Source organism: Nakamurella sp. (genome assembly GCF_044224575.1).
Taxonomy (GTDB): domain Bacteria; phylum Actinomycetota; class Actinomycetes; order Mycobacteriales; family Nakamurellaceae; genus Nakamurella.
This window is the reverse complement of the sequence record NZ_JBGAKE010000001.1, coordinates 296,503-318,063: the sequence shown is the minus strand read 5'-3', so window position 1 is coordinate 318,063 and position 21,561 is coordinate 296,503. Positions and strand designations below refer to the sequence as shown.

General features: G+C 72.0%; 19 protein-coding genes. 10 read left to right on the top strand and 9 right to left on the bottom strand.

The features are described from left to right. Positions 1-51: 51 nt before the first annotated feature. On the bottom strand, positions 52-276 hold the full coding sequence (locus tag ACILSK_RS01435; protein WP_395725321.1) for a hypothetical protein: 225 nt from the start codon (positions 274-276) through the stop codon (positions 52-54). After that, the gene (locus ACILSK_RS01430; protein ID WP_395725320.1) at positions 269-1,669 is read right to left on the bottom strand and encodes a PspC domain-containing protein; all 1,401 of its coding nucleotides are present in this window, start codon (positions 1,667-1,669) and stop codon (positions 269-271) included. Before ACILSK_RS01430 ends, ACILSK_RS01435 begins: the two co-directional genes overlap by 8 nt. A 574-nt stretch (positions 1,670-2,243) precedes the next feature. Between ACILSK_RS01430 and ACILSK_RS01425 the strand changes: the two genes are divergently transcribed. Together ACILSK_RS01425 and ACILSK_RS01420 are read left to right on the top strand one after the other, a co-directional pair. Next, positions 2,244-3,530 (top strand): PspC domain-containing protein, encoded by a 1,287-nt coding sequence (locus ACILSK_RS01425; RefSeq protein ID WP_395725481.1) that lies wholly within the window; start codon positions 2,244-2,246, stop codon positions 3,528-3,530. Continuing rightward, the gene (locus ACILSK_RS01420; protein ID WP_395725319.1) at positions 3,527-4,186 is read left to right on the top strand and encodes a response regulator; all 660 of its coding nucleotides are present in this window, start codon (positions 3,527-3,529) and stop codon (positions 4,184-4,186) included. Before ACILSK_RS01425 ends, ACILSK_RS01420 begins: the two co-directional genes overlap by 4 nt. A gap of 93 nt (positions 4,187-4,279) precedes the next feature. Here ACILSK_RS01420 and ACILSK_RS01415 read toward each other — a convergent pair whose 3' ends face one another. After that, positions 4,280-4,657, bottom strand: coding sequence for a chorismate mutase (locus ACILSK_RS01415; protein WP_395725318.1), 378 nt, complete (start codon positions 4,655-4,657; stop codon positions 4,280-4,282). Positions 4,658-4,984: 327 nt separating this feature from the next. Here ACILSK_RS01415 and ACILSK_RS01410 point away from each other — a divergent pair, with 327 nt between their 5' ends. After that, positions 4,985-7,528, top strand: a complete 2,544-nt coding sequence (locus ACILSK_RS01410) for a UvrD-helicase domain-containing protein (RefSeq protein WP_395725317.1) — start codon at positions 4,985-4,987, stop codon at positions 7,526-7,528. A 107-nt stretch (positions 7,529-7,635) separates the two neighbouring features. Here ACILSK_RS01410 and ACILSK_RS01405 read toward each other — a convergent pair whose 3' ends face one another. The 4 genes from ACILSK_RS01405 to ACILSK_RS01390 form a co-directional block, all read right to left on the bottom strand. Beyond that, entirely contained in the window at positions 7,636-7,971 is a 336-nt protein-coding gene (locus ACILSK_RS01405) for a Uma2 family endonuclease (RefSeq protein ID WP_395725316.1), read from the bottom strand. Positions 7,972-8,142: 171 nt separating this feature from the next. Continuing rightward, positions 8,143-8,517 (bottom strand): Uma2 family endonuclease, encoded by a 375-nt coding sequence (locus tag ACILSK_RS01400; RefSeq protein WP_395725315.1) that lies wholly within the window; start codon positions 8,515-8,517, stop codon positions 8,143-8,145. Between the two features lie 19 nt (positions 8,518-8,536). Beyond that, positions 8,537-8,980: a hypothetical protein gene (locus ACILSK_RS01395; RefSeq protein WP_395725314.1), complete on the bottom strand. Its 444-nt coding sequence runs from the start codon at positions 8,978-8,980 to the stop codon at positions 8,537-8,539. Further along, positions 8,973-9,338, bottom strand: a complete 366-nt coding sequence (locus ACILSK_RS01390; RefSeq protein WP_395725313.1) for a hypothetical protein — start codon at positions 9,336-9,338, stop codon at positions 8,973-8,975. The genes ACILSK_RS01395 and ACILSK_RS01390 overlap by 8 nt, the downstream gene beginning before the upstream one ends. A 178-nt stretch (positions 9,339-9,516) precedes the next feature. Between ACILSK_RS01390 and ACILSK_RS01385 the strand changes: the two genes are divergently transcribed. Further along, positions 9,517-11,490: a hypothetical protein gene (locus ACILSK_RS01385; RefSeq protein ID WP_395725312.1), complete on the top strand. Its 1,974-nt coding sequence runs from the start codon at positions 9,517-9,519 to the stop codon at positions 11,488-11,490. Positions 11,491-11,492: 2 nt separating this feature from the next. Further along, positions 11,493-11,912 (top strand): cobalamin B12-binding domain-containing protein, encoded by a 420-nt coding sequence (locus ACILSK_RS01380; protein WP_395725311.1) that lies wholly within the window; start codon positions 11,493-11,495, stop codon positions 11,910-11,912. A 38-nt stretch (positions 11,913-11,950) separates the two neighbouring features. On the opposite strand, the gene ACILSK_RS01375 is transcribed toward ACILSK_RS01380, so the two are convergent. Both ACILSK_RS01375 and ACILSK_RS01370 read right to left on the bottom strand, forming a co-directional pair. Further along, a complete protein-coding gene (locus tag ACILSK_RS01375) occupies positions 11,951-13,807 on the bottom strand; it encodes a hypothetical protein (protein ID WP_395725310.1) in 1,857 nt (618 codons plus the stop codon). Between the two features lie 297 nt (positions 13,808-14,104). Next, positions 14,105-14,548 carry an NUDIX hydrolase gene (locus ACILSK_RS01370; RefSeq protein ID WP_395725309.1) on the bottom strand — a complete coding sequence of 148 codons (444 nt, stop codon included), beginning with the start codon at positions 14,546-14,548 and terminating at the stop codon, positions 14,105-14,107. A gap of 181 nt (positions 14,549-14,729) precedes the next feature. Between ACILSK_RS01370 and sucC the strand changes: the two genes are divergently transcribed. The 5 genes from sucC to ACILSK_RS01345 all read left to right on the top strand — a co-directional run bounded on the left by sucC (position 14,730) and on the right by ACILSK_RS01345 (position 21,528). Then, positions 14,730-15,920, top strand: coding sequence for an ADP-forming succinate--CoA ligase subunit beta (gene sucC, locus ACILSK_RS01365; protein WP_395725308.1), 1,191 nt, complete (start codon positions 14,730-14,732; stop codon positions 15,918-15,920). Between the two features lie 7 nt (positions 15,921-15,927). After that, entirely contained in the window at positions 15,928-16,809 is an 882-nt protein-coding gene (sucD, locus tag ACILSK_RS01360; RefSeq protein ID WP_395725307.1) for a succinate--CoA ligase subunit alpha, read from the top strand. 560 nt (positions 16,810-17,369) lie between these two features. After that, positions 17,370-18,713, top strand: a complete 1,344-nt coding sequence (locus ACILSK_RS01355) for a DUF5336 domain-containing protein (RefSeq protein WP_395725306.1) — start codon at positions 17,370-17,372, stop codon at positions 18,711-18,713. Positions 18,714-18,911: 198 nt separating this feature from the next. After that, positions 18,912-19,772, top strand: coding sequence for an SDR family oxidoreductase (locus ACILSK_RS01350; protein WP_395725305.1), 861 nt, complete (start codon positions 18,912-18,914; stop codon positions 19,770-19,772). A gap of 166 nt (positions 19,773-19,938) precedes the next feature. Continuing rightward, positions 19,939-21,528: a DUF6350 family protein gene (locus tag ACILSK_RS01345; RefSeq protein ID WP_395725304.1), complete on the top strand. Its 1,590-nt coding sequence runs from the start codon at positions 19,939-19,941 to the stop codon at positions 21,526-21,528. Positions 21,529-21,561 lie beyond the last annotated feature (33 nt).

Below are 21,561 nucleotides of genomic sequence, written 5' to 3'. Positions count from 1 at the left end.
GTCTCCCGGTGGAGGGAGACGGGGCGGCCCCCGGGTCGTGAGCCTTCGGGGTCAGCCGTTTCGCCGGCCCCGGCCGGGCAGGGCGGTCACCAGCAGGCCGATCCCGACGGCCGCGACCAGCCCGGCCACCACCCACTTCGTCGATTCGTTCAGCAGCATCCACGGGTCCCCGGAGAACCCGGCGGACGCGACCGACAGGAAGATCAACGAGAACAGCAGCCCGATCCAGTTGACTCCGCGGCGCCGGGTCGGCGTCGTCTGCGTGCCGTCAGCCATGCCGCACCGTCGCCTGACCGGCACCGACATGCACCGTCAGATTGATGGTGCCGCTGTCCGACGAGCCGTCCTGGGTGGTGCTGATCTCCTGGTCCAGGCCGTCCTGGCGGATGCCCAGGCAGTCGATCTCGCCGGCGTTCGCCGTGCAGGTCAGGTTGACCCCGGTGTCGCTGGGCACGATCACGGTGGCCTGCCCGGCGCGCACGGTGAGCTCGGTGTCGACGGTCTGCCCGGCCTTGACGTCGAGCTGACGCAGGTCGAGTGTGCCCTGCCCGCCGTTCAGGACGAAGTCCTGTTCGGCCGCGGCCACGGTCGTCGGCGCCCAGGTCTGCTGCCCGTAGCCGGTCGTGCCGCTGATCCCGGTGACGGTCAGCGCCAGCGTCACCAGCGACAGGAAGATGCCCGGCCCGATCAGCGACCTGCCCTGGCCGCGCAGCGACCCGATGAGCAGGCCGACCGCGACGATCGTCAACGCCACCGCGGCGACGCCGGCCCAGGTCAGCGCCCACCAACCCTGGAGAGTGCCGACGGCGGCCAGGCCGCCCACCAGCAGCACCATGGCCAGCGTGATCCGACCGATCACATTCCGGTCCCGGGGGGTCGGGGGCGCGGGCGCGGCGGCCGGTTCGGGCAGGTCCCAGGCGAACGGCGCCACACCCAACGGGTCCCAGGCGGGTGGGGTCGCCGGGGCGGGCTCCGGGTGCGCCGGCCGGTCCTGCGGTCCGGGGTCCTTCCGGAGATTCACCTTGGACGGGTCCGCACCGGCCGGGCTCTGCTCATCCCAGAACGCCGGCTGCTCGAACGGCGACTGCGCCTGCTGCTGGCCGGTCGGCGACCCGGACCAGGGCTGGCGGGCGACCCACTGCTCGGCCTGCGCGCCCCATGACTGGCCGGCCTGGCCGGCCTTCGCCGCCCACTGGTCGACCCACGGCGCCGCGCCGACTCCGGACGAACCGCGGGTGGTGCAGGCGCGATTCTTGTTGCGGGCGATCAGCACGACCACCACGCCGGCGATGACCAGTGGCCAGAACGGCAGCCCCCAGGAGAACATCGACATGATCGAGATCAGGGCGACGATCGCCAACCCGACCGCCAGGACCGGCGCGGTGGCCGACCGGCCGCGGCCGAGCAGTGCCTCGGCCGGGGAGACCTCGTCCCCGTCGGCCGGCAGCAGCAGCCAGCCCAGGACGTACAGGGTCAGACCGAAACCGCCGAAGATCGTCAGCACCACGAATGCGACCCGGATCAGCACCGGATCGACACCGAACGCGCGGCCCAGGCCGCCGGACACGCCGGCGATCTTGCGGTCGGTTCCGGACCGCCGGGGGCGCCGGGACCACCAGTCTCCGCCGGGGGCGCCGGGCGCGGCGGGCTGTTCCTGATGCGTACTCATTCCGCTGCCTTTCCGTGGCGCTTCGCAGGCTCAGCCGCCCCGGCAAGGGCAGCGGCCTGAGGGTGTTGATGGTTCGCTTGCTGGCGCTCGCTCACGACCGCTGCCTTTCCGGGGCGCTTCGCAGGCTCAGCCGCCCCGGCAAGGGCAGCGGCCTGAGGGTGTTGATGGTTCGCTTGCTGGCGCTCGCTCACGACCGCTGCCTTTCCGGGGCGCTGACGGTTCGCTTGCTGTGGCTGTCTCACGGTGTCAACACTGCGCCGGCGGACCCGTCGGGCACCATCGGGGATCACCCTGGTTTGCCTTTCCAGGGTGAACCCGCATACCACTGGAGGCCGGGACGTGTGACTCTGGAGAGGTGAAATCGATGCCCGCGCTGCACCGTGCGCGCCGGACGGGGACCATCCCGCCGGCGGAAGCGGCCACGCCGGCCCCGGTTGAGCCGGACGGCCGTCCGACCAACCCGATTCCGGTCGTTCCCATGCCAACCCCACCGGCTCCGGTCGACCTTCCTACGGGTGTGGCGACCGACCCGGCCGCCGCGAATCCCCTGCCTTTGACCGGCCCCGGTTACACCATGGACGGCATCCCGAAGCTGACCCGCCGGCGCGACTACCGCGTCCTGGGCGGGGTGGCCGGGGGCATCGCCGACCACCTACGGGTCCGGGTCCTGTGGGTTCGGGTGGCCTTCGTCCTGCTCGCCCTGATGGCCGGGGCCGGGATCCTGGCCTACGGCCTGCTGTGGATCTTCGTGCCGCAGGCATCGCCGAACGCCCCGGCCCCGCAGCCGGCCAGCCCGCAGGAACGCCGGCAGGCGTTGGGCATCGCCGCGGTCGGGGTGGCCGTCATGATCGTCGCCGCTGCGCTCGGGCTGGGCGACACCCTGGGCGGCGTGCTGGGTCCGCTCGGCCTGGCCGCGATCGGCGCCGCGTTCATCTGGCGGGAGGCCGACGACGCCCGACGCGCCCGCTGGCGCCGGTCCGCGGCCGGCATCGTCGGCCCGTCCCGGGGTGCCTGGTTGCGGCTGGTCGGCGGTTGCGTGCTGGTGGTTGGCGGTCTGTCGGTGTTCGCGCTCGGCCAGACCGACTTCAGCGCCGTCCGGTCCGCCCTGCTCGCTGTCGTGCTGACCCTGGTCGGCGTCGCGGTGATCACGATCCCCTGGTGGGTGCGGCTGGTCCGCGACCTGGGCGACGAACGGCAGGGCCGGATCCGGGAGAAGGAGCGGGCCGAGATCGCCGCGCATCTGCACGATTCGGTGTTGCAGACCCTCGCGTTGATCCAACGGCAGGCCGGTGACGGCAAGGAGGTGCAACGCCTGGCCCGCAGTCAGGAGCGCCAGTTGCGCACCTGGCTGTACGGGCCGGCCGGTTACGCCGCCGGCTACGGATCGGCGACGCCGGGGGAGCAGTCCGCCCCGCTCGACCAGACGTTCGCGGCGAGCCTGGCCGAGGCGGCCGGCGAGGTGGAGGACACCTACAACAAGTCGGTGACCCCGGTGATCGTCGGCGACACGGCCATGGACCAGCACCTCAACGCGCTCGTCGCCGCGGCCCGGGAGGCGATGGTCAACGCGGCCAAGCATGCCCAGGTCGACGAGATCAGCCTCTACGCCGAGATCGAGGACGACACGGCCAGCGTGTTCGTGCGGGACCGTGGCGTCGGGTTCGACCCGGCCGTGGTGGGATCGGACCGGCGGGGCCTGGCCGAATCGATCCGCGGACGGATGGAGCGGCACGGCGGCACCGCATCGGTGCGGTCGTCTCCGGGCAACGGCACCGAGGTCGAACTCACCGTGCCCGTGCGGGGCGCCGGCCCGGAGCCGGCCGTCGCCGCGAGCAAGCAGCAAGGGGAGCCATCCGCATGACGCAGCCGGTGACCGTATTCGTGGTGGACGACCACGCTCTGTTCCGTACCGGGGTGAAGGCCGAGCTGGCCGGCCTGGGCGACGACCGGATCGCGGTGGTCGGCGAAGCCGGATCGGTCGGGGAGGCGGTGGTCCGGATCACGTCCGACGCGCCGGACGTGGTGCTGCTGGACGTGCACATGCCCGACGGTGGCGGGCGCGCGGTGTTGGAGCAGGTGCACGCCAAGTTCCCGGACGTGGTCTTCCTGGCGTTGTCCGTCTCCGACGCCGCCGAGGATGTCATCGCCGTGATCAGAGCGGGGGCGCGCGGCTACGTCACCAAGACGATCTCCGGGCGGGAGTTGGCCGACGCCATCGTCCGGGTGGCGGCCGGCGACGCGGTGTTCTCCCCCCGGCTGGCCGGGTTCGTCCTGGACGCGTTCTCCGACCGGGGCGGGCCGGCCCCCGTCACCGACCCCGAACTCGACCTGCTCTCCCCCCGCGAGCGCGAGGTGCTCAAGCTGCTCGCCCGCGGCTACGCCTACAAGGAGATCGCCGCGCAGCTGTTCATTTCCATCAAGACGGTGGAGACGCACGTCTCCAGCGTGTTGCGCAAGACCCAGAAGTCGAACCGCTACGAACTCTCCCGCTGGGCCTCCGACCGCCGCCTGGTCTGACTCGTTCCGGCGAGCCTTCCCGCGCGGATCAACTGCGCCGGCGCGGACGAAGTCGCCGGCCGACGTGCCGGCGCCGCACGCGACGTGACGGGCCTACTTGCGGCCGAGCTTGCCCCGCCCCATGGCCAGCAGCATCATGCCCAGGTCGGCGCCGGCCGGCCCGAGGGCCCGGAAACGCTCCAGCACGGCCATCTCCCGGCTGTAGACGATCTTCGGTCCGCCCAGGCTCTTCCGGGCGGTGCCGATCGCATGGGAGATCGCGGTCCGGCGCAAGATCAGTTCGACGAGCTTGGCGTCGATGTCGTCGATCTCCAACCGGAGCTCGTCGATCCCGTCCTGGCTGTCCGGGACGGGCACTTCCTCGGGCGTTCCACTGGCGTCGATGGCCGGCTCCACGATGGTCGATCTGGTCCGCAGGTGGACCGGGAGTGTGCTCGCGGTCGGTTGCGGTGCGGTCAGGGCACTGGTCATGATGATCCTCCTTGCCCCGGGTCGCGAGCCTGGGACACGAAAAACGCCCCGGGTCTCGCGGACCTCGGGGCGTCGTCGTGGGCGGGTGGCTCAGCCTCGGACGGGCACCGGGATCCGGCACCCATAGAAAAACTCGGGCCGCGCGGGCGCGCGACGGGAGTCGGTGAGGCGGGGCATGAACCAAGTAGAACACATCGGCCTGCGGCCGTCACCTGCGGCGGCCCCGAACCCTCGAGCGGGGCTCGATGGCCCGAACAGGTGATCGACTCCGGGGGTCCGCGCGGTGCCTGAGGAGTGTCGGTGCCGGCGGGTAGCGTGAGCACCGTCATGACGAGTCTGTTCGATCTGCCTACCTTCGGCCTGGCCGAGTCCGAGCCGTCGGCCGCCGAGCTGGCCCGGCAGCGAACCGAACGGGCGCGCACGCGGGCCGCGGAGCTCCTCGAGGGCCTCAACCCGCCCCAGCAGGCCGCCGTGGAACACCGGGGCGCCCCGCTGCTGGTGGTGGCTGGAGCCGGCTCCGGCAAGACCCGGGTGCTGACCCGGCGGATCGCCCATCTGTTGGCCGTCGGCGGGGCCCAGCCGGGCGAGATTCTGGCCATCACCTTCACCAACAAGGCCGCCCGGGAGATGAAGGACCGGGTGTTCGACCTGGTCGGTGGCCGCGCCCGGTCGATGTGGGTATCGACGTTCCACTCGATGTGCGTGCGGATCCTCCGGGCCGAGGCCACCCACCTGGGCCTGAAGACCACGTTCACCATCTACGACCAGGCCGACTCGCAGCGGCTGGCCCAGCTCGTGGCGAACGGGCTGAACATCGACGGCAAGAAGTACCCGCCGCGGATGCTCGCGGCGGCAATGTCGAACCTGAAGAACGAGCTGATCGACGCCGAGACCGCGCTGGAGCGGGCCGAGGACGACAAGCAGACCATCGTCGCGCAGGTCTACCAGGGGTACCAGGAGCGGCTGCGCGCCGCGTCGGCACTCGACTTCGACGACCTGATCATGCAGACCGTGCACCTGCTGCAGCAGTTCCCGGCGGTCGCCGAGCACTACCGGCGGCGGTTCCGGCATGTGCTGGTCGACGAGTACCAGGACACCAACCACGCGCAGTACCTGCTGGTCAAGGCGCTGGTCGGGGACGGGTCGGGGGAGGTGCCGGCCGGTGAGCTGGTCGTCGTCGGCGACGCCGACCAGTCCATCTACGCCTTCCGCGGCGCCACCATCCGCAACATCGAGGAATTCGAGCGGGACTACCCCGCGGCCCGGACCATCCTGCTGGAACAGAACTACCGGTCCACCCAGACCATCCTGTCCGCGGCCAACTCGGTCATCGCCCGCAATACCGGCCGCAAGGCCAAGAACCTGTGGTCGGCGCAGGGCAACGGCACCCGGATCATCGGCTACGTCGGCGACAACGAGCACGACGAGGCGCAGTTCATCGGCAAGGAGATCGACTCGCTGGTCGATGCCGGCGAGGCGGTGTTCGGCGACGTCGCGGTGTTCTACCGGACCAACTCGGCGTCCCGTTCGCTGGAGGACGTGTTCATCCGCAACGGCATGCCGTATCGGATCGTCGGCGGGGTGCGCTTCTACGAGCGCAAGGAGGTCAAGGACGCGCTGGCCTACCTGCGGTCGATCGCCAACCCGGATGACGAGATCAACCTGCGCCGCATCCTCAACACGCCCCGCCGGGGCATCGGCGACCGCGCCGAGGCGACGGTGTCGGTGTTCGCCGAGCGGGAGCGGATCGGCTTCGGCGAGGCGCTGCAGCGGATCGACGACATCCCGGGACTGGCCGCCCGGTCGGCGAACTCGCTCAAGTCCTTCGGCGAGCTGCTGGCCGGACTGCGGTCGGAGGTCGGGTTCGGCATGGAGCCGGCCGACCTGCTGACCGCGGTGCTGGAACGCACCGGGTACCGGGCCGAGCTGGAGGGCTCCGAGGACCCGCAGGACCACTCCCGGCTGGAGAACCTGGACCAGCTGGTCAGCGTGCTTCGGGAGACCGCCGAAACCCTGCTGGCCGGCGGCGGTCTGGCGGCGCTGGGGGGCGCGGACGAGAGCGCCGGCGGCGGCGCGGACGACAGCGCCGACGAGGATGTGCCGCCGGACGCTGGCGAGTTGCTGCTGGCCGTGTTGGAGCAGTTGTCGCTGGTCGCCGACGCCGACTCGGTGCCGGACTCGGCGGAGGGCATGGTCACGCTGATGACCCTGCACACCGCCAAGGGGCTGGAGTTCCCCGTGGTGTTCGTGACCGGCTGGGAGGACGGCATCTTCCCGCACCAGCGGGCGCTGGCCGACGACGCCGAGCTGGCCGAGGAGCGGCGGCTGGCCTACGTCGGGATCACCCGGGCGATGAAGCGACTGTACGTCACCCGGGCGATGATGCGATCCGCGTGGGGCCAGCCGAACGCCAACCCCGCCTCCCGGTTCCTGGGCGACATTCCGGACGAGCTGATCGAGTGGCGGCGCACCGACGCCGACGCCCGGGCCGGCGGGTTCATCGGGGACAGCGACTTCGAGGGCGATTTCGGCTACGGTCGCCGCCGCTTCGGTGGCGGGTACGGAGCGGGCTCCGGCGGGTCGGGCTGGGGCGGCGGCCGGTCGGCGCCGGTGACGGCGAGCCGGTTCGGCTCGGGGACCGCGTCCCGGGCCGGCGGCGCCGGGTCCGGTATCCGCAAGCACCCCACGCTGGGGTCGAAGCCGGTTCTGGAACTGGCCGTCGGCGATCGGGTGTCACACGACAAGTACGGTCTGGGCAAGGTTCTCGCGGTCGACGGGGTGGGCCAGCGGGCCACCGCGACGATCGACTTCGGCGCGGCCGGCAAGGTGCGGCTGATGCTCATCGGCGGCGTGCCGATGACCAAACTCTGAGCGCCCGTCGGCCGAGTCCGCGAGGCCGCCATCCGTCGGGCGAGCTGGAGCGTACTAGCGGACCGGATCGGACGGCACGATCGTCACTGGAAACGGGAGCGCCAGCGTCAGGGGGGTGTCGCCGGCCGATTCGCCGACCACGCCGTAGCGGCCGTCCGTTCGAGGTCGCGGTCGGCCAGCACCAGGACATCGGGCTGCAGTGAGGTCCGGTCCTCCGGTTGCCAGTCCAACGTTTGCCGCGATGACCTCCAGATTGTTCGGGCACGTCCGGTCGAGGACGACCCCAGCTTGAACGCAACGCGTTGATGAACGCGGCTCGGGGCCGGGCTCACCAGCAGGATCCCCTCGAGGTGCTCGTAGCGCAGCCCGTCGTCGGGTAGCCCGTCCAGGTCGTCGACCGTCCACTCCGCGTGGTCACGCGGCATCACCGTCATGGTCGTCATGCTCGCCTCCCGGGCCGTCGGATGTCGTACGCAGGAGCGCTGGACATCAAGGACGACACCGACACGCTGCGGGCCGATCGAGCGGATCCGGCGGAATCTGGACGAGCTGCTCGCCGGGATCTGACCAGGCGATCAGGGCGGACGGAACGATCGTGACCGGGAACGGACGGTTCAGGGTGACCGACTCGTCGCCGGTGGCCGCCCGGCGGTCCGGTACACGCCGTCGATGAGTTGCAGGGCCAGGATGGACGGTTCGATCGGGTCGACGATCCAGTAGTGCGCGATGCCGGCGTCCTGGTACTTGGATCGCTTGAGCACGGCATCCTTGCGTGCGCTGGACGGCGAGAGGATCTCGATGGCCAGCACCAGCGGCTCAGTCAGGTTTCGTTGCTCGATGTCGACCCGGCGGGCGACGAGCAAGTCCGGCTGCAGCGAGGTCCGCCGGTCCGGCTGCCAGTAGGGGCGCGAAAGAACCTGGAGATCGTCGGGGCAGCGCGGCGCGAGGAGTAGCTGCAGATTCGGCGCGCCGGGCCGACTGCTGTCCACAATGCCCAGTGGGCGAGGCTCAGTCGTCGTCCCTTGGCGCGGGTCGGGTCTGCCAGAGCCACATCAACCCGAGGACGGGCAGGATGACCGGGACATAGCCGTAGCCGGCGCCGAAGCGGGACCAGACGGTGTCGTGCGGGAACGCGGTGGAGTCGACGATGGACAGCGCACCGATGACGAGGACGCCGGCCATCTCGGTGCCGACCGCCGCCCAGGCCAACGGCCGGGACCAGCGGCGATCGGTGATCAGCCCGACTGCCGCGGCAATGTAGACGACGCCCGACAGCAGCGACAGGACGTAGGCCAGCGGGGCCTGGTCGTACTTGGTGGCGATCTGCACGATGCCGCGGGCCGTTGCGGCGACCGCGAACACCAGGTACAGCGCGATCAGGATGCGGCGCGGTCCGGTGGGCGGCGCGTCCTCGGTGTCGTCGGCGTGCTCGACCGTCGGCTGCTCAGCCAACCGGGGCCTGCCACAGCTGCAGGAGCCGAAGGACCATCACCGCGACCACCACTGCAGTGAAGCACAGGCACAGCGAACCCCAGCGCGTCCGCTCCTCCCGGGCCAGGTAGAAGCCGAGCGGCAGGGCCAGCAGCACCCCGACCGAGTACGCGACGAAAGTGACCGGTTCGGCGACCACGGTGCCGCCGAACAGCGCGACCAGCGCGATGGCCACCTGCGCCAGCAGTGCGACCTCGACCACGATGGCGCCGATCATCTGCGCCTCCGAGGTGGGCCGCCGCCGGCCGGCCTGGATCCCGGTCCACAGGGCCAGCAGCAGGCTCGCGGCGAGGACGACATAGCCGAGGACAGGGATCACGCCCTCGATCATCACCCACGGCGCCGACCGTCCCGCGCCGGCCATCCGGCCGGGCGGGGTGGCGCCGGTCCGGGCCGGCTGTCGTCCCCAGTTGCTACGGTCGCCTGGTGATGTCCTTTCCATCCCCGCAGGTGTCGGCCGGGGCACCGAGATGGCCGGCCGCGGCGGAGGGCGCTTCATGACCGGCCCGGGCCGATCGCCCGCGGACGACGGGCGGTCCGGCGCCGTGCTCCTGGCGTCGCTGCTGCTCGCCGCGGGGGTGGTCATCGCCACCAGCCCACTCACCGGTCAGGTCGTCCCGGCGGACGGCGCCCCGATGTCCGCGTTCCTCGCGGCCGGCTGGGTGGCCGTGGTGCCCGGCCTGCTCGCGGTGACACTGGCCCTGGTCCGGCCGGCGCTGGGATTGGCCGCGACGGCCGGATCCGGACTGATCGGGCTGAGCCGGCTGCTCGCCGACCTGGCCGTGGTCGCCGAGATCGACCGGGTGTCCCGGCCCGAACTGTTCGTCGAGACGACCGACCGGGCACGGCCGTTGCTGGTCGGCGCGGGCGGGTGGGTGCTGCTGGCCGCCGACATGCTGATGCTGGTGGTCGGGGTGCTCGCGTCCCGCCGGTTGGCCGGACTGCTGTGGTCCGGAGACGAGCTGCGCGGTGACGTCCTGTTCGGCGCGCCCGCCGATCGGGAGCCGGTCCCGGGCGTGGGCGACGACCCGCGGGCGCCGACGCTCGACGAGTCCGCCGTGGCCCAGGCCATGGGCGATGGACCCCCTTCCCGGCGCCGGTTGAATCTGCCGATGATGGGCACCGGGTTCCTGGGCGCGGTGCTGCTCCTGGTGGGCAGTCTCGACGTGCCGTACACCGGCGGCTACCTGTTGTTGCGGGTCCTGCCGTTCGGTACCAGCGTCAGCGGATTGGCCGCCGCAGTGGTGCTGGCCGTCACCGTGGCGGCCGTCGTGCTGGTGGCCGGCGGGCTGCCCGCGTCCATCGCGCGAGCCATGCTGGGCGGGGCCGCACTGGCCGCTGCCGTGCCGTCGCTGACGGCGGTGGTCGCGGTGGCGGTCGGCGCCCCGACCGGGCTCGCGGCGGTCGTCTGGTGGGCGATCGGCGGCGCCGTGCTGGTCGCCGCCGCCGGGCTGTTCGCCGGCCGCGGCGGACCGCAGGTATCGGCGGGTGAGGGCACCGCGGGCCCGCGCGCGACGTCGGTGACGGCTGCCGTGGCGGGACTGCTCGGCGCGGCCGCCCTCGCCGGCGCCTCGCAGACCGCACTGCTGTACCTGGACGGCGCTCCGCCCGATGAGGTCGCCGGGGTCCTGTTGACCCCGGCCTCCTTGCCTCTGCTGATCGCCGCCGTTCCGCTGGCCGTCGCCGCCGTGCTCACCCTGGTGCCGGCCACCGTGGGGGCCGGGCGCGCCGCGTTGCTGGTGGTCTGGGCCGGGGCCGGATACGCGCTCGGGCGGGCGTTGTGGGCCACTTCGCTGGTCTCGGCCACCTCGAGCGGTTCGGTCGGCGGGGTCAGCCATACCTGGACCGTCGGACCCGGCGGCTATCTGATGGTGGTCGGAGCGCTGGGGGCGGTCGTGGCGGCGGTGTTCGCCGCGATCGCGACCCGACAGGCCGCCGAGATGTCGATCGACGTGGTCGACGACCGAAGTCTGACCGACTCCCGAGGCGCCCGGCGGTGGAACGCGCTGATCCTCACCGCCCTGGTCCTCGGATCGTTGGCGATGCCGGTCTACAGCGGGCTGGGGGTGTCATCGGCGCCGACCCTGATCAGTGGTCTCGACCTCGACACATGGGCCTTCTGGTCGCTGGCGATCGGCGCGCTGCTGGGCGTGTGGATCGGGGCCGTCACCCGCTTCCCGATGACCGCGGCGGGTGCGGTGGCAGGCTCGGCGGCCGTGTTGGCCCAGCCGTTGTTCGTGCCCGGTGCGGTGCGGTCCCTGCCCGGGTTCGCCCTGGCCACGGGCTTCTGGCTGCTGCTCGGGACAGTCTTCGTCACGCTGTGCGTGGCCGTGGTGGCCGCCCGGTCGGCCGGCGGCATCGAACTGCGCCCGTCCTGGCCGGCGGACGGCGACCGGGCCGCGCAGGGTCGGATGCGGGACGATCAGGCATCCGGAGGACCCGGGGCGCGTGTCGAGTCGAAGGGCGGCTGACCATGCAGGAGGCGAACCAGATCAGGGTCGTCGTGGCCAAGCCGGGCCTGGACGGGCACGATCGAGGCATCAAGATCGTCGCCCGCGCCCTGCGGGACGCCGGGATGGAAGTCGTCTACACCGGCCTGCACCAGACCCCGGAGCAGATCGTCGCCGCCGCCTTGGCCGAGGACGCCGACGCCGTCGGCCTGTCCGTGCTGTCCGGCGCGCACATGACCCAGTTCCGCCGGGTCGTGGAGCTGCTCCAGGAGGCCGACGCCGACGACATCATCGTGTTCGGTGGCGGCATCATCCCGGCCGAGGACATGGACGAGCTGGCCGCGCTCGGCGTCACCGGCATCTTCACCCCCGGCGCCCCGACGGCCGGCATCGTCGACTGGCTGCGCGAGGCGGTCGCCCAGCGGCGGGCCCGGCTGGGGTAAGAGGGCGTTCCCTGCGCCGGACCCGCGTCCTCCGTGGGTCACCCGCCGACGACACCCGATGCCGCACTTGAGCGGGTCACCGTCTGGTAGCCGGGCTTGCTCCCGGTGACCCGCACGGTGATCTTCTTGCCCGCCGCGGCGGCCGGGACGACAAAGCTGCTGGTGGTGGCTCCCGTGACCGTGCTGCTGTTGATCCGCCACTCATAGGAGATGCTGACCGGCTGTGGGCCCCACAGCCCCGCGTCAGCGATCAACGTTCCGCCGACCACGGTCGCCCCGGTGATCACCGGGGTGGGGGAGGACGAGAAACTACCTTCCTTGACCGGCCCCATCGGTGCGCTGACCCTGCTCACGTCGGCGTAACCTTCTCGGCTCCCGGTCACGGTGACCGTCACGCTCGCGCCGACCAGGTTGGCCGGTACGACGAAGGTCCGCCCGGCGGCCCCGGCGACAGGTTGGCCGTTCGCGTTCCACTGGTACTTGGTGGTGACGGGTGAGGGACTCCACGTACCGGCAGCTGCGGTGAGGGTCCGGTCGACCTTGACGGATCCGGAGATGGTCGGCATGCCCGGGGTGATGGCGCCGGGCAGCGAGATCAGCGCGGGGGCGTCGGTCAGCTCACGGAGAAACGAGAAGCCGTCGACGGCCCACTCGAACACCTGTGCCCGGAAGACCGCCGGCTCTCCGGTCGACCGCGGTGCGTCGTACCGGCAGGTGAAGGATTGACCGGGGTCAAGGAAGACCCCGAACGTTGCCGGATCGGCGTACTCCACGCCAGCGCACGACGTTGAGGCGGTCACCGACTGTGGCTGCCGGTCCACCCCTGGAAGGATCCGACCCCGGGCTGTGCCGGTGTTGGTCACGGTGTACTCCAGGTGGACGGATTCGCCCACGGCCACAGTCGAGCCGGTCGTCACGATTCCCGAGAAGGAGTAAGCCGGGGTGGGCGAACCAATGGTGACCGTGCGGCAGCCAAGGAGCACGTTCTGGGTCCCACCGATGTCGATCGCGTGGAGACAGACGTTCTGTTCGCCCGTCTTCCCGGTCGAGAACGTCGCGTCGATGCCGTGATTGCTGCCGGTCCCGGGGTAGGCAGCCGCGACGTCCGGCCGGCTCGCGGTGGCCGGTCCGACATCGATGCCCTGAGCGCCCGGGGTTCCGGCCGGTCCGCCGACGTAGACGTGAATGGTGACAGGTGTGGTCGGCGCGTCAGGGTCGATGGCCCACCCGGTGACGTGCACTCGGCCGCCGCTGGGAGAGTCGGTGGTGTCGAAGCTGCCGAATGGGGGCCGGTTGACCGGGGCGGGCGTTTCCACGCCGGCCGGGCAGCGCTGGTTGACCGCGGTTGCCCACTCGCCGCCGACGAGACCAAGGGGGATCGAACCGTCCACCCTGCGGTTGAGCAGCCCTGGGAAGAAGCAGCCGTACTTCTTGTCGTTGCGCGGTTCGACATGCACGTGCGGTCCGGTCCAACACGAGCTGGACCGGACGCCGTGAGCGGCCGTGACCAGGTCGCCGATCCGGGCGCCGACCGGAACCGCACCCGAAGTAATGGGGAAGTTCGTCAGGTGTGCATAGGCGACTGTGCCCACCTTCATGCCGTCGAGCAGCACGTTCAGGGTGATCCGGTCCCCACCGTCGGCAAAGTTACCGCTGGCGCAGGCCCGGCCGATCCCCGCAACGCTCAGGCTCAGATTCCCGTTCGGGTTCCGAAACCGGGCGTAGGCGGATCCGCTTCCACCGACGTCGAAGGAGTAGTCCCCGGTGTAGGCAAGGTGGTGCGGTGGCGACTCGTCCGGACTGGAGTAGACGGTTCCGTCAAGCGGAGGCAGAACCGTTGCCTGCAGGGTGGATGCCATGGCCGTCGGTGCGACGACGACCGTGCCCGCGAGCAACAAGCTGACGATCGCAGCCAGTGTCGGCCACCGGCGGCGGGCGGCGCCGGCCCTTGTGGTGTGGGGCAGGCGTCGCCTCGGTCGGCCTGCCGGGGTCACCCCCACCTTGCTCGCTGGACGCGGCCCCGCCAACCAGCTGTGCCTACCTTGATCCCTGTGCATCGGGGGTCTCCTTGCCGCGCAGATCCGGTTGGCGCGGTTCGGGCCGCGCTGCGCCAAAACCTAGGCGTCGGCCGCGGAGTTCCGTGAGGGGTGTTCACCCCTCACAGAACTCGCGCGGGGTGTGGCTCCCGGCTCTCAGGGACGCAGGTCCGGTCCGGACAGCCGGCGCAGGAGCATGTCGATGGCGGTGGGCACCAGGGACAGGGTCGGCAGATCGCCGACGGCGTCCAGAGGCACCCAGCGGGCCTCGTCCGAGCTGCCGGCCGTCTCGTGCCTCAGCGACCCGCCGACGGTCCGAGCCAGGTAGACCACCCGCAGCGCGTGCAGGGGCCCGTCGCCGGGCACGATGCGGTCCGCCGGGTCCAGGAACAACGAGTCGACCCCGAGCAGCGTGCGCAGCTCCGCCTGGTATCCGGTTTCCTCACGCACCTCGCGAACGGCCGCCTGCTCGGTGGTCTCGTATGGCTCGAGACCACCACCGGGCAGCGTCCAGCCGCTGCGGCCACCCTCGTTCCAGTGCGTCAGGAGCAGGTTGCCGTCCTGCACGATCACGGCGTAGGCACCGACCCGGACATCCACCGAGTCACCTTACGACGGGGTCGCCCGGCCAGACCGGAACCGAACGTGGGTCAGGTCTCACCGACACCGGGTCACGGGCGATCACCCGCTCGCTAGGGTGACTTCGACGGTCTCCGGCGCCCGGGTCAATCGATTCGCGCCGGCCACCACAAGACCAAACCGCCCCGGCGAGGGAGACGACGTGGATCTGTACGAGTACCAGGCGAAGGAACTCTTCGCCGCACATGGTGTGCCGGCTCCGGCCGGCCAGGTGGCCCGCACCGTGGAGGAAGCCGTGGCCGCGGCGCAGGAGCTGGGCACCCCGGTGATGGTGAAGTCCCAGGTGAAGATCGGCGGCCGCGGCAAGGCGGGCGGAGTGAAGTTCGCCGCGACGCTGGACGACGTGCGGACGCATGCGGGGAACATCCTGGGTCTGGACATCAAGGGCCACGTGACCCGGCAGGTGTTGATCACCCCGGCCAGCGAGATCGCGCAGGAGTACTACGTCTCCTACCTGCTCGACCGGTCGAACCGGACCTTCCTGGCGATGGCCACCAAGGACGGTGGCATGGAGATCGAGCAGCTGGCGGAGGAGCGGCCGGACGCGCTGGCCCGGGTCCCGGTGAACGCGTTGACCGGTGTGGATGCCGAGAAGGCGAAGGAGATCGCCGCGGCCGGCAAGTTCCCGGCCGAGGTCGTCGACCAGGTCGAGGCCGTCCTGGTCGGGCTCTGGGACACGTTCGTGGGCGAGGATGCGACGCTGGTCGAGGTCAACCCGCTGGTCAAGGACGGCGACGGCAAGGTCGTCGCGCTGGACGGCAAGGTCTCGCTGGATGCCAACGCCGACTTCCGCCACCCGGAGCACGCGGCCCTGGCCGACACGGCGGCGGAGAACCCGCTCGAGGTCGCGGCCAAGGAGAAGGGTCTGAACTACGTCAAGCTTGACGGGCAGGTCGGGGTCATCGGCAACGGTGCGGGCCTGGTGATGTCGACGCTGGATGTGGTGGCCTACGCCGGTGAGGGGCATGGCGGGGTCAAGCCGGCGAACTTCCTGGACATCGGCGGCGGGGCCAGCGCCGAGGTGATGGCGAACGGGTTGGAGATCATCCTGTCCGACCCGGACGTGCGGGCCGTGTTCGTCAACGTCTTCGGCGGCATCACCGCGTGTGACGCGGTGGCCAACGGCATCGTCGGCGCGCTGAAAATGCTCGGGGACGAGGCCACCAAGCCGCTGGTCGTCCGGTTGGACGGCAACAACGTGCTGGAGGGCCGGGCCATCCTGAACGAGGCGAACCACCCGCTGGTCATCCAGGCCGAGACGATGGACGAAGGCGCCGACAAGGCCGCCGAACTGGCCTACGCCGCCCTGAACAGCACGAGCACGGGAGTCTGAAAAACCGATGGCGATCTTTCTGACCGAGAAGTCCCGGGTCATCGTGCAGGGCATGACCGGCTCCGAGGGCACCAAGCACACCCGCCGGATGCTGGCGTCCGGCACGAACATCGTGGGCGGGGTGAACGCCCGCAAGGCCGGCAGCACCGTCGATTTCGACGGCAGCGCGCAGCCGGTGTTCGGGTCGGTGGCCGAGGCCATGGACAAGACGGGCGCGGATGTGAGCGTGTTGTTCGTGCCGCCGGCGTTCACCAAGGACGCGATCATCGAGGCGATCGACGCCCGGATCGGGCTGGCCGTGGTGATCACCGAGGGGGTGCCGGTGCACGACACCGCCTACGCCTGGGCGTACGCGGTGAAAACCGGGAACGAGACGCGGATCATCGGGCCGAACTGCCCGGGCATCATCAGCCCCGGCAAGTCCAACGCGGGCATCATTCCGGCCGACATCACCGGCCCGGGCAAGGTCGGCCTGGTGTCCAAGTCGGGCACGCTGACCTACCAGATGATGTATGAGCTGCGCGATCTCGGGTTCTCCACGGCCATCGGCATCGGTGGTGACCCGATCATCGGGACCACGCACATCGACGCCCTGGCCGCGTTCGAGCAGGACCCGGAGACCGAGGCGATCGTGATGATCGGCGAGATCGGCGGCGACGCGGAGGAGCGGGCCGCGGCGTTCATCGCCGACAACGTGTCCAAGCCGGTCGTCGGATACGTGGCCGGGTTCACCGCCCCGGAGGGCAAGACCATGGGTCACGCCGGCGCGATCGTGTCCGGCTCGGCCGGCACTGCGCAGGCCAAGAAGGAAGCGCTGGAGGCCGTCGGCGTCAAGGTCGGCAAGACCCCGTCCGAGACCGCGCGCCTGCTGCGCGAGATCGCCGGGTAGCAGTGAGTCGCCGGGTCACCCGGCAGATCCTCGGCAACGGCCGGACCGCTTCGGTCCGGCCGTTGGGCTATCCGCGACCGGTCTTTGGCCGTCCGATCGACGCGGGACGCGCCGATCGGCCACCGCCCCCAGGGCTTCGGTCGGCGGAAAGCGGTGCGCCGCAAGCGGCCCCGTCGCATAGGTGGCCCGGTCGGGTGGTCGGGCCGGTGGTCGGACCGCGGCCACGCGACGCCCGGGCGGGTCGGTCGACGACCTCGCGGGCCGGGCGTCGGTAGGTTCGAGCGGGATCAGCCAACCCCGATTCAACCGCCCCGGCCCGGCCGGGTGAGCGAGGAGCCGACATGAGCCGACCGGACGACCATCGAGGTGCACCGCCCGGCGGGGCATGGTGGCCCATCCACTCCGACCCAGCGGTGCCGCCGTCCGGGTGGGCGCCGGAACCCGGGCGGCCCACCGGTGCTCCCGGATGGTCGGCCGGAGCGAGCGGTCCCGGGGGTGCGTACCCGCCCGCGGACCGGGGCGGCGGTTCCGCGTCGGTGGGTGGCGGCTCCGTCGGGCCCGTGGGGAGCGGTTCCTACCGGCCGGCCGGCGGTGGCCCCTACCCATCCGCGGGGCCGGCGGCCCCGCACCCGACCGGCGCGGAGCCGGGTGGCACCGCGGCGGGTCGGCCCACGCCGCCGGGCGGGGCCGGCGGTCACCGGAGCCCGGTCGACCCGGCGAAACTGTTCGGCCTCGTCATCGCCGCGCTGGGCGCGTTGAACTTCGTCTTCGGTTTCCTGCCCCAGGTGACGTCGAGCCGCATCGTTGAGAGTCCGTCCGTGTATGCGGTCGGACCGGGGTACGTGCCGATCCTGCTGCTCATCGCCGGTCTGTTGGCGCTCGCTGCCTTCCTGCCGGGCAGTGAACGGTCCCGGCTCGCCGTCGCGGCGGTGTCGGTCGGCGGCGCGGTCGGCGCGCTCATCTCCCTGGGTACCTCGAGTTCCCTGGAGCTGCTGGCCGCCGGCCAGGTCAGCAAGGGCGTGGGGGCCGTGCTGCTGACGATCTTCGGCATCATCCAGGCCGTGGTGGCCATCGCCGCCTATGTGGTCGGTGCGGACCTGCGGGTCGGATCTCGGAGCCGGTCGGCTGCCGATCCGGCCACCGATGGCGCGGACCCGTCCATCCCGCACGGATGGATGGCTGCCGTCCCGGCGCCGGCGTGGACCCCTGCTCGACCGAACCCACCGGCCGCGCCGCCGGCCCCGACCGCCGCTGCGGAGCCGGCCGGGTCGGTGGGCTACTACACCGGGTACGCGCCGGTGCCGGGCAGCGCCGCCGACCCCGGTGGACCCGCCGGGCCTCGTTCGGCCGTGTCCAGTTGGGAACCATCGGCCGACGACGACCGGCCGACCGGCCCGCAGCCGGTCATTGAGCCGGACTCGGGAGCGCTGGACCGGCGGAGCCCGGCCGAACGGGAGTTGCCCCGGGCGGCACCCGGTTGGCCGGGTCCGCCGTCCGATACCGGGGAGCCGGCCGGTACCGCCGATCCGATCGGATTGATCAAGCAATCCGCCCCGAGTTCCGACTCGCGATCCCGGCACGCCGCCGACGACCGGACCGGACCGACGCCGGCTCAGGCACCGGCACCATCCCCGGCGCAGGCACCGGCTCCAGTACCGGCGCAGGCACCGGCACCAGTACCGGCGCAGGCGCCGCCATCGACCCAGGCTGCGGCACCCGCACCAGCACCGTCCCCAGCACCAGCACCGGCACCGTCCCCAACACCAGCACCGGCACCGGCCCAGGCACCAGTGCCGGCCCAGGCTGCGACCCCGGCACCGGCCCCGGGCGGACCCGACGAGGGCGTGACCGAGGTGTACCGGATCCCGCCCTGGACTCCACCGGAAGGTCCGGCCGGGTCCTGATCGACCCTGGCGACCGGTTCGTCATCGCCAGGTGCGTGAAACGGTATTCGGCGCCATCCTGGAGTCGCCCACCGACGGGTCGTCCATCCGGTCCGGACGGTTCGACGACCACCCGGCGGTCGGCGAGCCGCCCGGCCGCCGGCGAGCCAACCCCGTAGCCGGGCGTCGTCGAGTCGGACCATCGAGTGGAGGCACGCCATGGACCGTGGGATCGCGCTGGTCACCGGGGCCAGCAGCGGGATCGGCCTGGCGGCCGTCGCCGCGCTCGCCGCAGACGGGTGGCGGGTGGTGGCCACCGCGCGCCGTCCCGACCAGGCGCCGGCGCTGACGGACCTGGTCGCCGCGGGGGATCGCGTCCAGCTGCGGTCCATCGACGTCACCGTCCCCGATTCGGTGCGCAGCGGCGTCCAGGCCGTGCTGACCGACCACGGCGCCATCGACCTGTTGGTGAACAACGCAGGGGCAGGTCACCGCGGCACACTTGAGCAGCTGTCCGACGACGAGCTCCGCGGCTCCTGGGAGCTGAACTTCCTGGGCGTCGCCCGGGTCACCCGGGCGGTCATCCCTGGGATGCGGGCCCGCGGTTCGGGCCGGATCGTCACCGTGACGAGTTCGAACGGCGTGATCGGGATGCCGTTCAGCGATGCCTACAACGCCAGCAAGTTCGCCGTCGAGGGGCTCATGGAGGGCCTGGCGCCGGTCCTGGCCGCGTTCGGGGTATCGGTCAGCGTGCTCGAGCCGGGGCCGGTGCGCACCGCGTTCCTCCGCAACGCGGGAGGGCGTACCGGGTCGGTCGACCCGGCCGACCCGTACGCCGACCTGCTCGGCCGGTACAACGCCACCATGGCCGGGCTGCTCGGCAGCGGGGAGGAGCCGGCGAGCGTCGCCGAGGTGATCGCCGGCATCGCCCGGGATCCTCGGCCGCATCTGCGCTATCAATCGTCGCCGGCGGCCACTGCGCTGGCCGGGCGCAAGCTGGTCGACCCCACTGGTGACACGGTGGTCGCCGGCACGTCGGCATTCCTGCAGCACGGCGCGGACCGGCTTCCCGGCCCCTGAACCCGGCGGTCAGCGGCGGGGCGTCGGCGATCGGCGCCGGTTCCGCGATCGGGCCCCGCTGGCCCGCCTGGCCGGTCCGATACGGCCCGCCGGCCGCTTGAGACCACCCGGCGAAGAATCGGCGTGCCTGGCCCGCCGGGTCGACCCGGCGTGTGACAGTGGGCCGGTGCTGCGCGAAATGGCTCCCGAACGGGCGACCGCGACGGCGCCCGATGACCGGCCCGCCGCGACCGGCCTGGTCGTCGCGGCGGCTGCCGTTCGGGGCGCCGTCGTCGCGGTCGCCGGCGTGCTGCTGACCGCCGGGTTGGCCTTGATGGTCTGGGCGATCACCCCCGCCTCGGGTCCGGATCCGGCGGTGGCCATGCGTGGCGGCGTGACCGCTTTCGCCCTGGCGAACCTGATGCCGGTGGCGATCGGCGACGTCACGCTGAGCCTGCCGCCCCTGCTGTTGACCGCCGTCCCGGTGACTCTGCTGGCGGTGACCGCCCGGCGCGGCCGCTTCCTGCCGAACGGTCGCTACCAGGAGTGCGTCGCCGTGCTGACCACCGCCGGCGTCTACGGGCTGGTCGTCGCCGCGACCACCCGGGGTTACTCGACGCCCGGAGCCGTGCCGGCCGGCTGGGTCTGGGCGGCATTCGCGCTGGCTCTGGTGGCCACGGCCCTTGGCATGCTCCGCGGCGACTCGGCCTGGTTCCAGTGGCTGCGCCGGGCGCTGCCCGGCTGGGCTCGAGCGGGCGTGCGAGGTGCCCTCGTCGGGACCAGTGCCCTGGTCGGGGCCGGCGCCATGGTCCTGTCCTGCGGCCTGATCCTGCGGTTCGGGTCCGCCGTCGACATCGCCGCGGCGGCGGCTCCGTCCTGGCTGGACGGGCTGGGCATGACGCTGCTCGGCCTGGCCTACCTGCCGAACGCGGTGGTGGCGGCCGTCGGCTTCCTCTCCGGCGTCGGATTCGAATTCGGGCCGGGTACCTACTCCCCGCTGGCCACGTCGACCGTTGACTTGCCCGGCGTACCGCTGCTGGCCGCTGCACCGCAACACGACGGGCGCACCATGCTCGGGCTGGCGTGCATGGTCCTTCCGTTGGCCGTGGGGTACCTGGTCGCCCGGCCCGTGATGCGCCGCCTGGTCACCCGGGCCGATCGGGTCGCGGCGGCGGCCTTGGCCGGCGTCCTCACCGGGACGCTGCTGGCCGCGACCGCCGTGGTCGCGGGCGGTGGCGTCGGCGACGGGCGCTGGTCGACGATGGGGGTCCCCGCCTGGCTCCTCGGGCCCGCGATCGCGATCGAGGTCGGTTCGGTCGCCTGCGTGATCGCAGCGGTGTCCGGCTGGCGGACCGTGCCGTGGCAGGTTCGGGAGGTCGCCGACGGCGCCGGGACGGCCAAGGCGACCGCAGCGACGGACGGTGAGTCGGACGCCGCTCCGGCGGCCCCCCGAGCGCGTCGGGCCCGCCGCACGAAGCGTCCGACCGACCGGTCCGCGGCCGGACGGAAGCCGACCCGACGTCCTCGCCGGTCCGCCGAGTCCGCGGAGCACGCCGAGGCGACACAGTCGACAGAGTCGGCCGAGTCGGCTGAGTCGGCTGAGTCGGCTGAGTCGGCTGAGTCGGCTGAGTCCGCTGAGTCGGCTGAGTCCGCCGAGGGCACCGGAGCGACCGGGATCACCAAGGCGACCAAGTCCGCCGTCGCGCCGCAGGCCGAATCGGACGCGACTCCCGACGACGAGGCCACGCATTCCGAGGCGAACCAGCCGACCCCCTGATCGCCCGTCTTCTGCACACCGGCGGCGGAGAAC

Coding starts and splice junctions, on each gene's coding strand:
- ACILSK_RS01435 (WP_395725321.1), bottom strand. CDS start 276: ATGGCTGACGGCACGCAGACGACGCCGACCCGGCGCCGCGGAGTCAAC.
- ACILSK_RS01430 (WP_395725320.1), bottom strand. CDS start 1,669: ATGAGTACGCATCAGGAACAGCCCGCCGCGCCCGGCGCCCCCGGCGGA.
- ACILSK_RS01425 (WP_395725481.1), top strand. CDS start 2,244: ATGGACGGCATCCCGAAGCTGACCCGCCGGCGCGACTACCGCGTCCTG.
- ACILSK_RS01420 (WP_395725319.1), top strand. CDS start 3,527: ATGACGCAGCCGGTGACCGTATTCGTGGTGGACGACCACGCTCTGTTC.
- ACILSK_RS01415 (WP_395725318.1), bottom strand. CDS start 4,657: ATGACCAGTGCCCTGACCGCACCGCAACCGACCGCGAGCACACTCCCG.
- ACILSK_RS01410 (WP_395725317.1), top strand. CDS start 4,985: ATGACGAGTCTGTTCGATCTGCCTACCTTCGGCCTGGCCGAGTCCGAG.
- ACILSK_RS01405 (WP_395725316.1), bottom strand. CDS start 7,971: ATGACGACCATGACGGTGATGCCGCGTGACCACGCGGAGTGGACGGTC.
- ACILSK_RS01385 (WP_395725312.1), top strand. CDS start 9,517: ATGACCGGCCCGGGCCGATCGCCCGCGGACGACGGGCGGTCCGGCGCC.
- ACILSK_RS01380 (WP_395725311.1), top strand. CDS start 11,493: ATGCAGGAGGCGAACCAGATCAGGGTCGTCGTGGCCAAGCCGGGCCTG.
- sucD (WP_395725307.1), top strand. CDS start 15,928: ATGGCGATCTTTCTGACCGAGAAGTCCCGGGTCATCGTGCAGGGCATG.
- ACILSK_RS01350 (WP_395725305.1), top strand. CDS start 18,912: ATGGACCGTGGGATCGCGCTGGTCACCGGGGCCAGCAGCGGGATCGGC.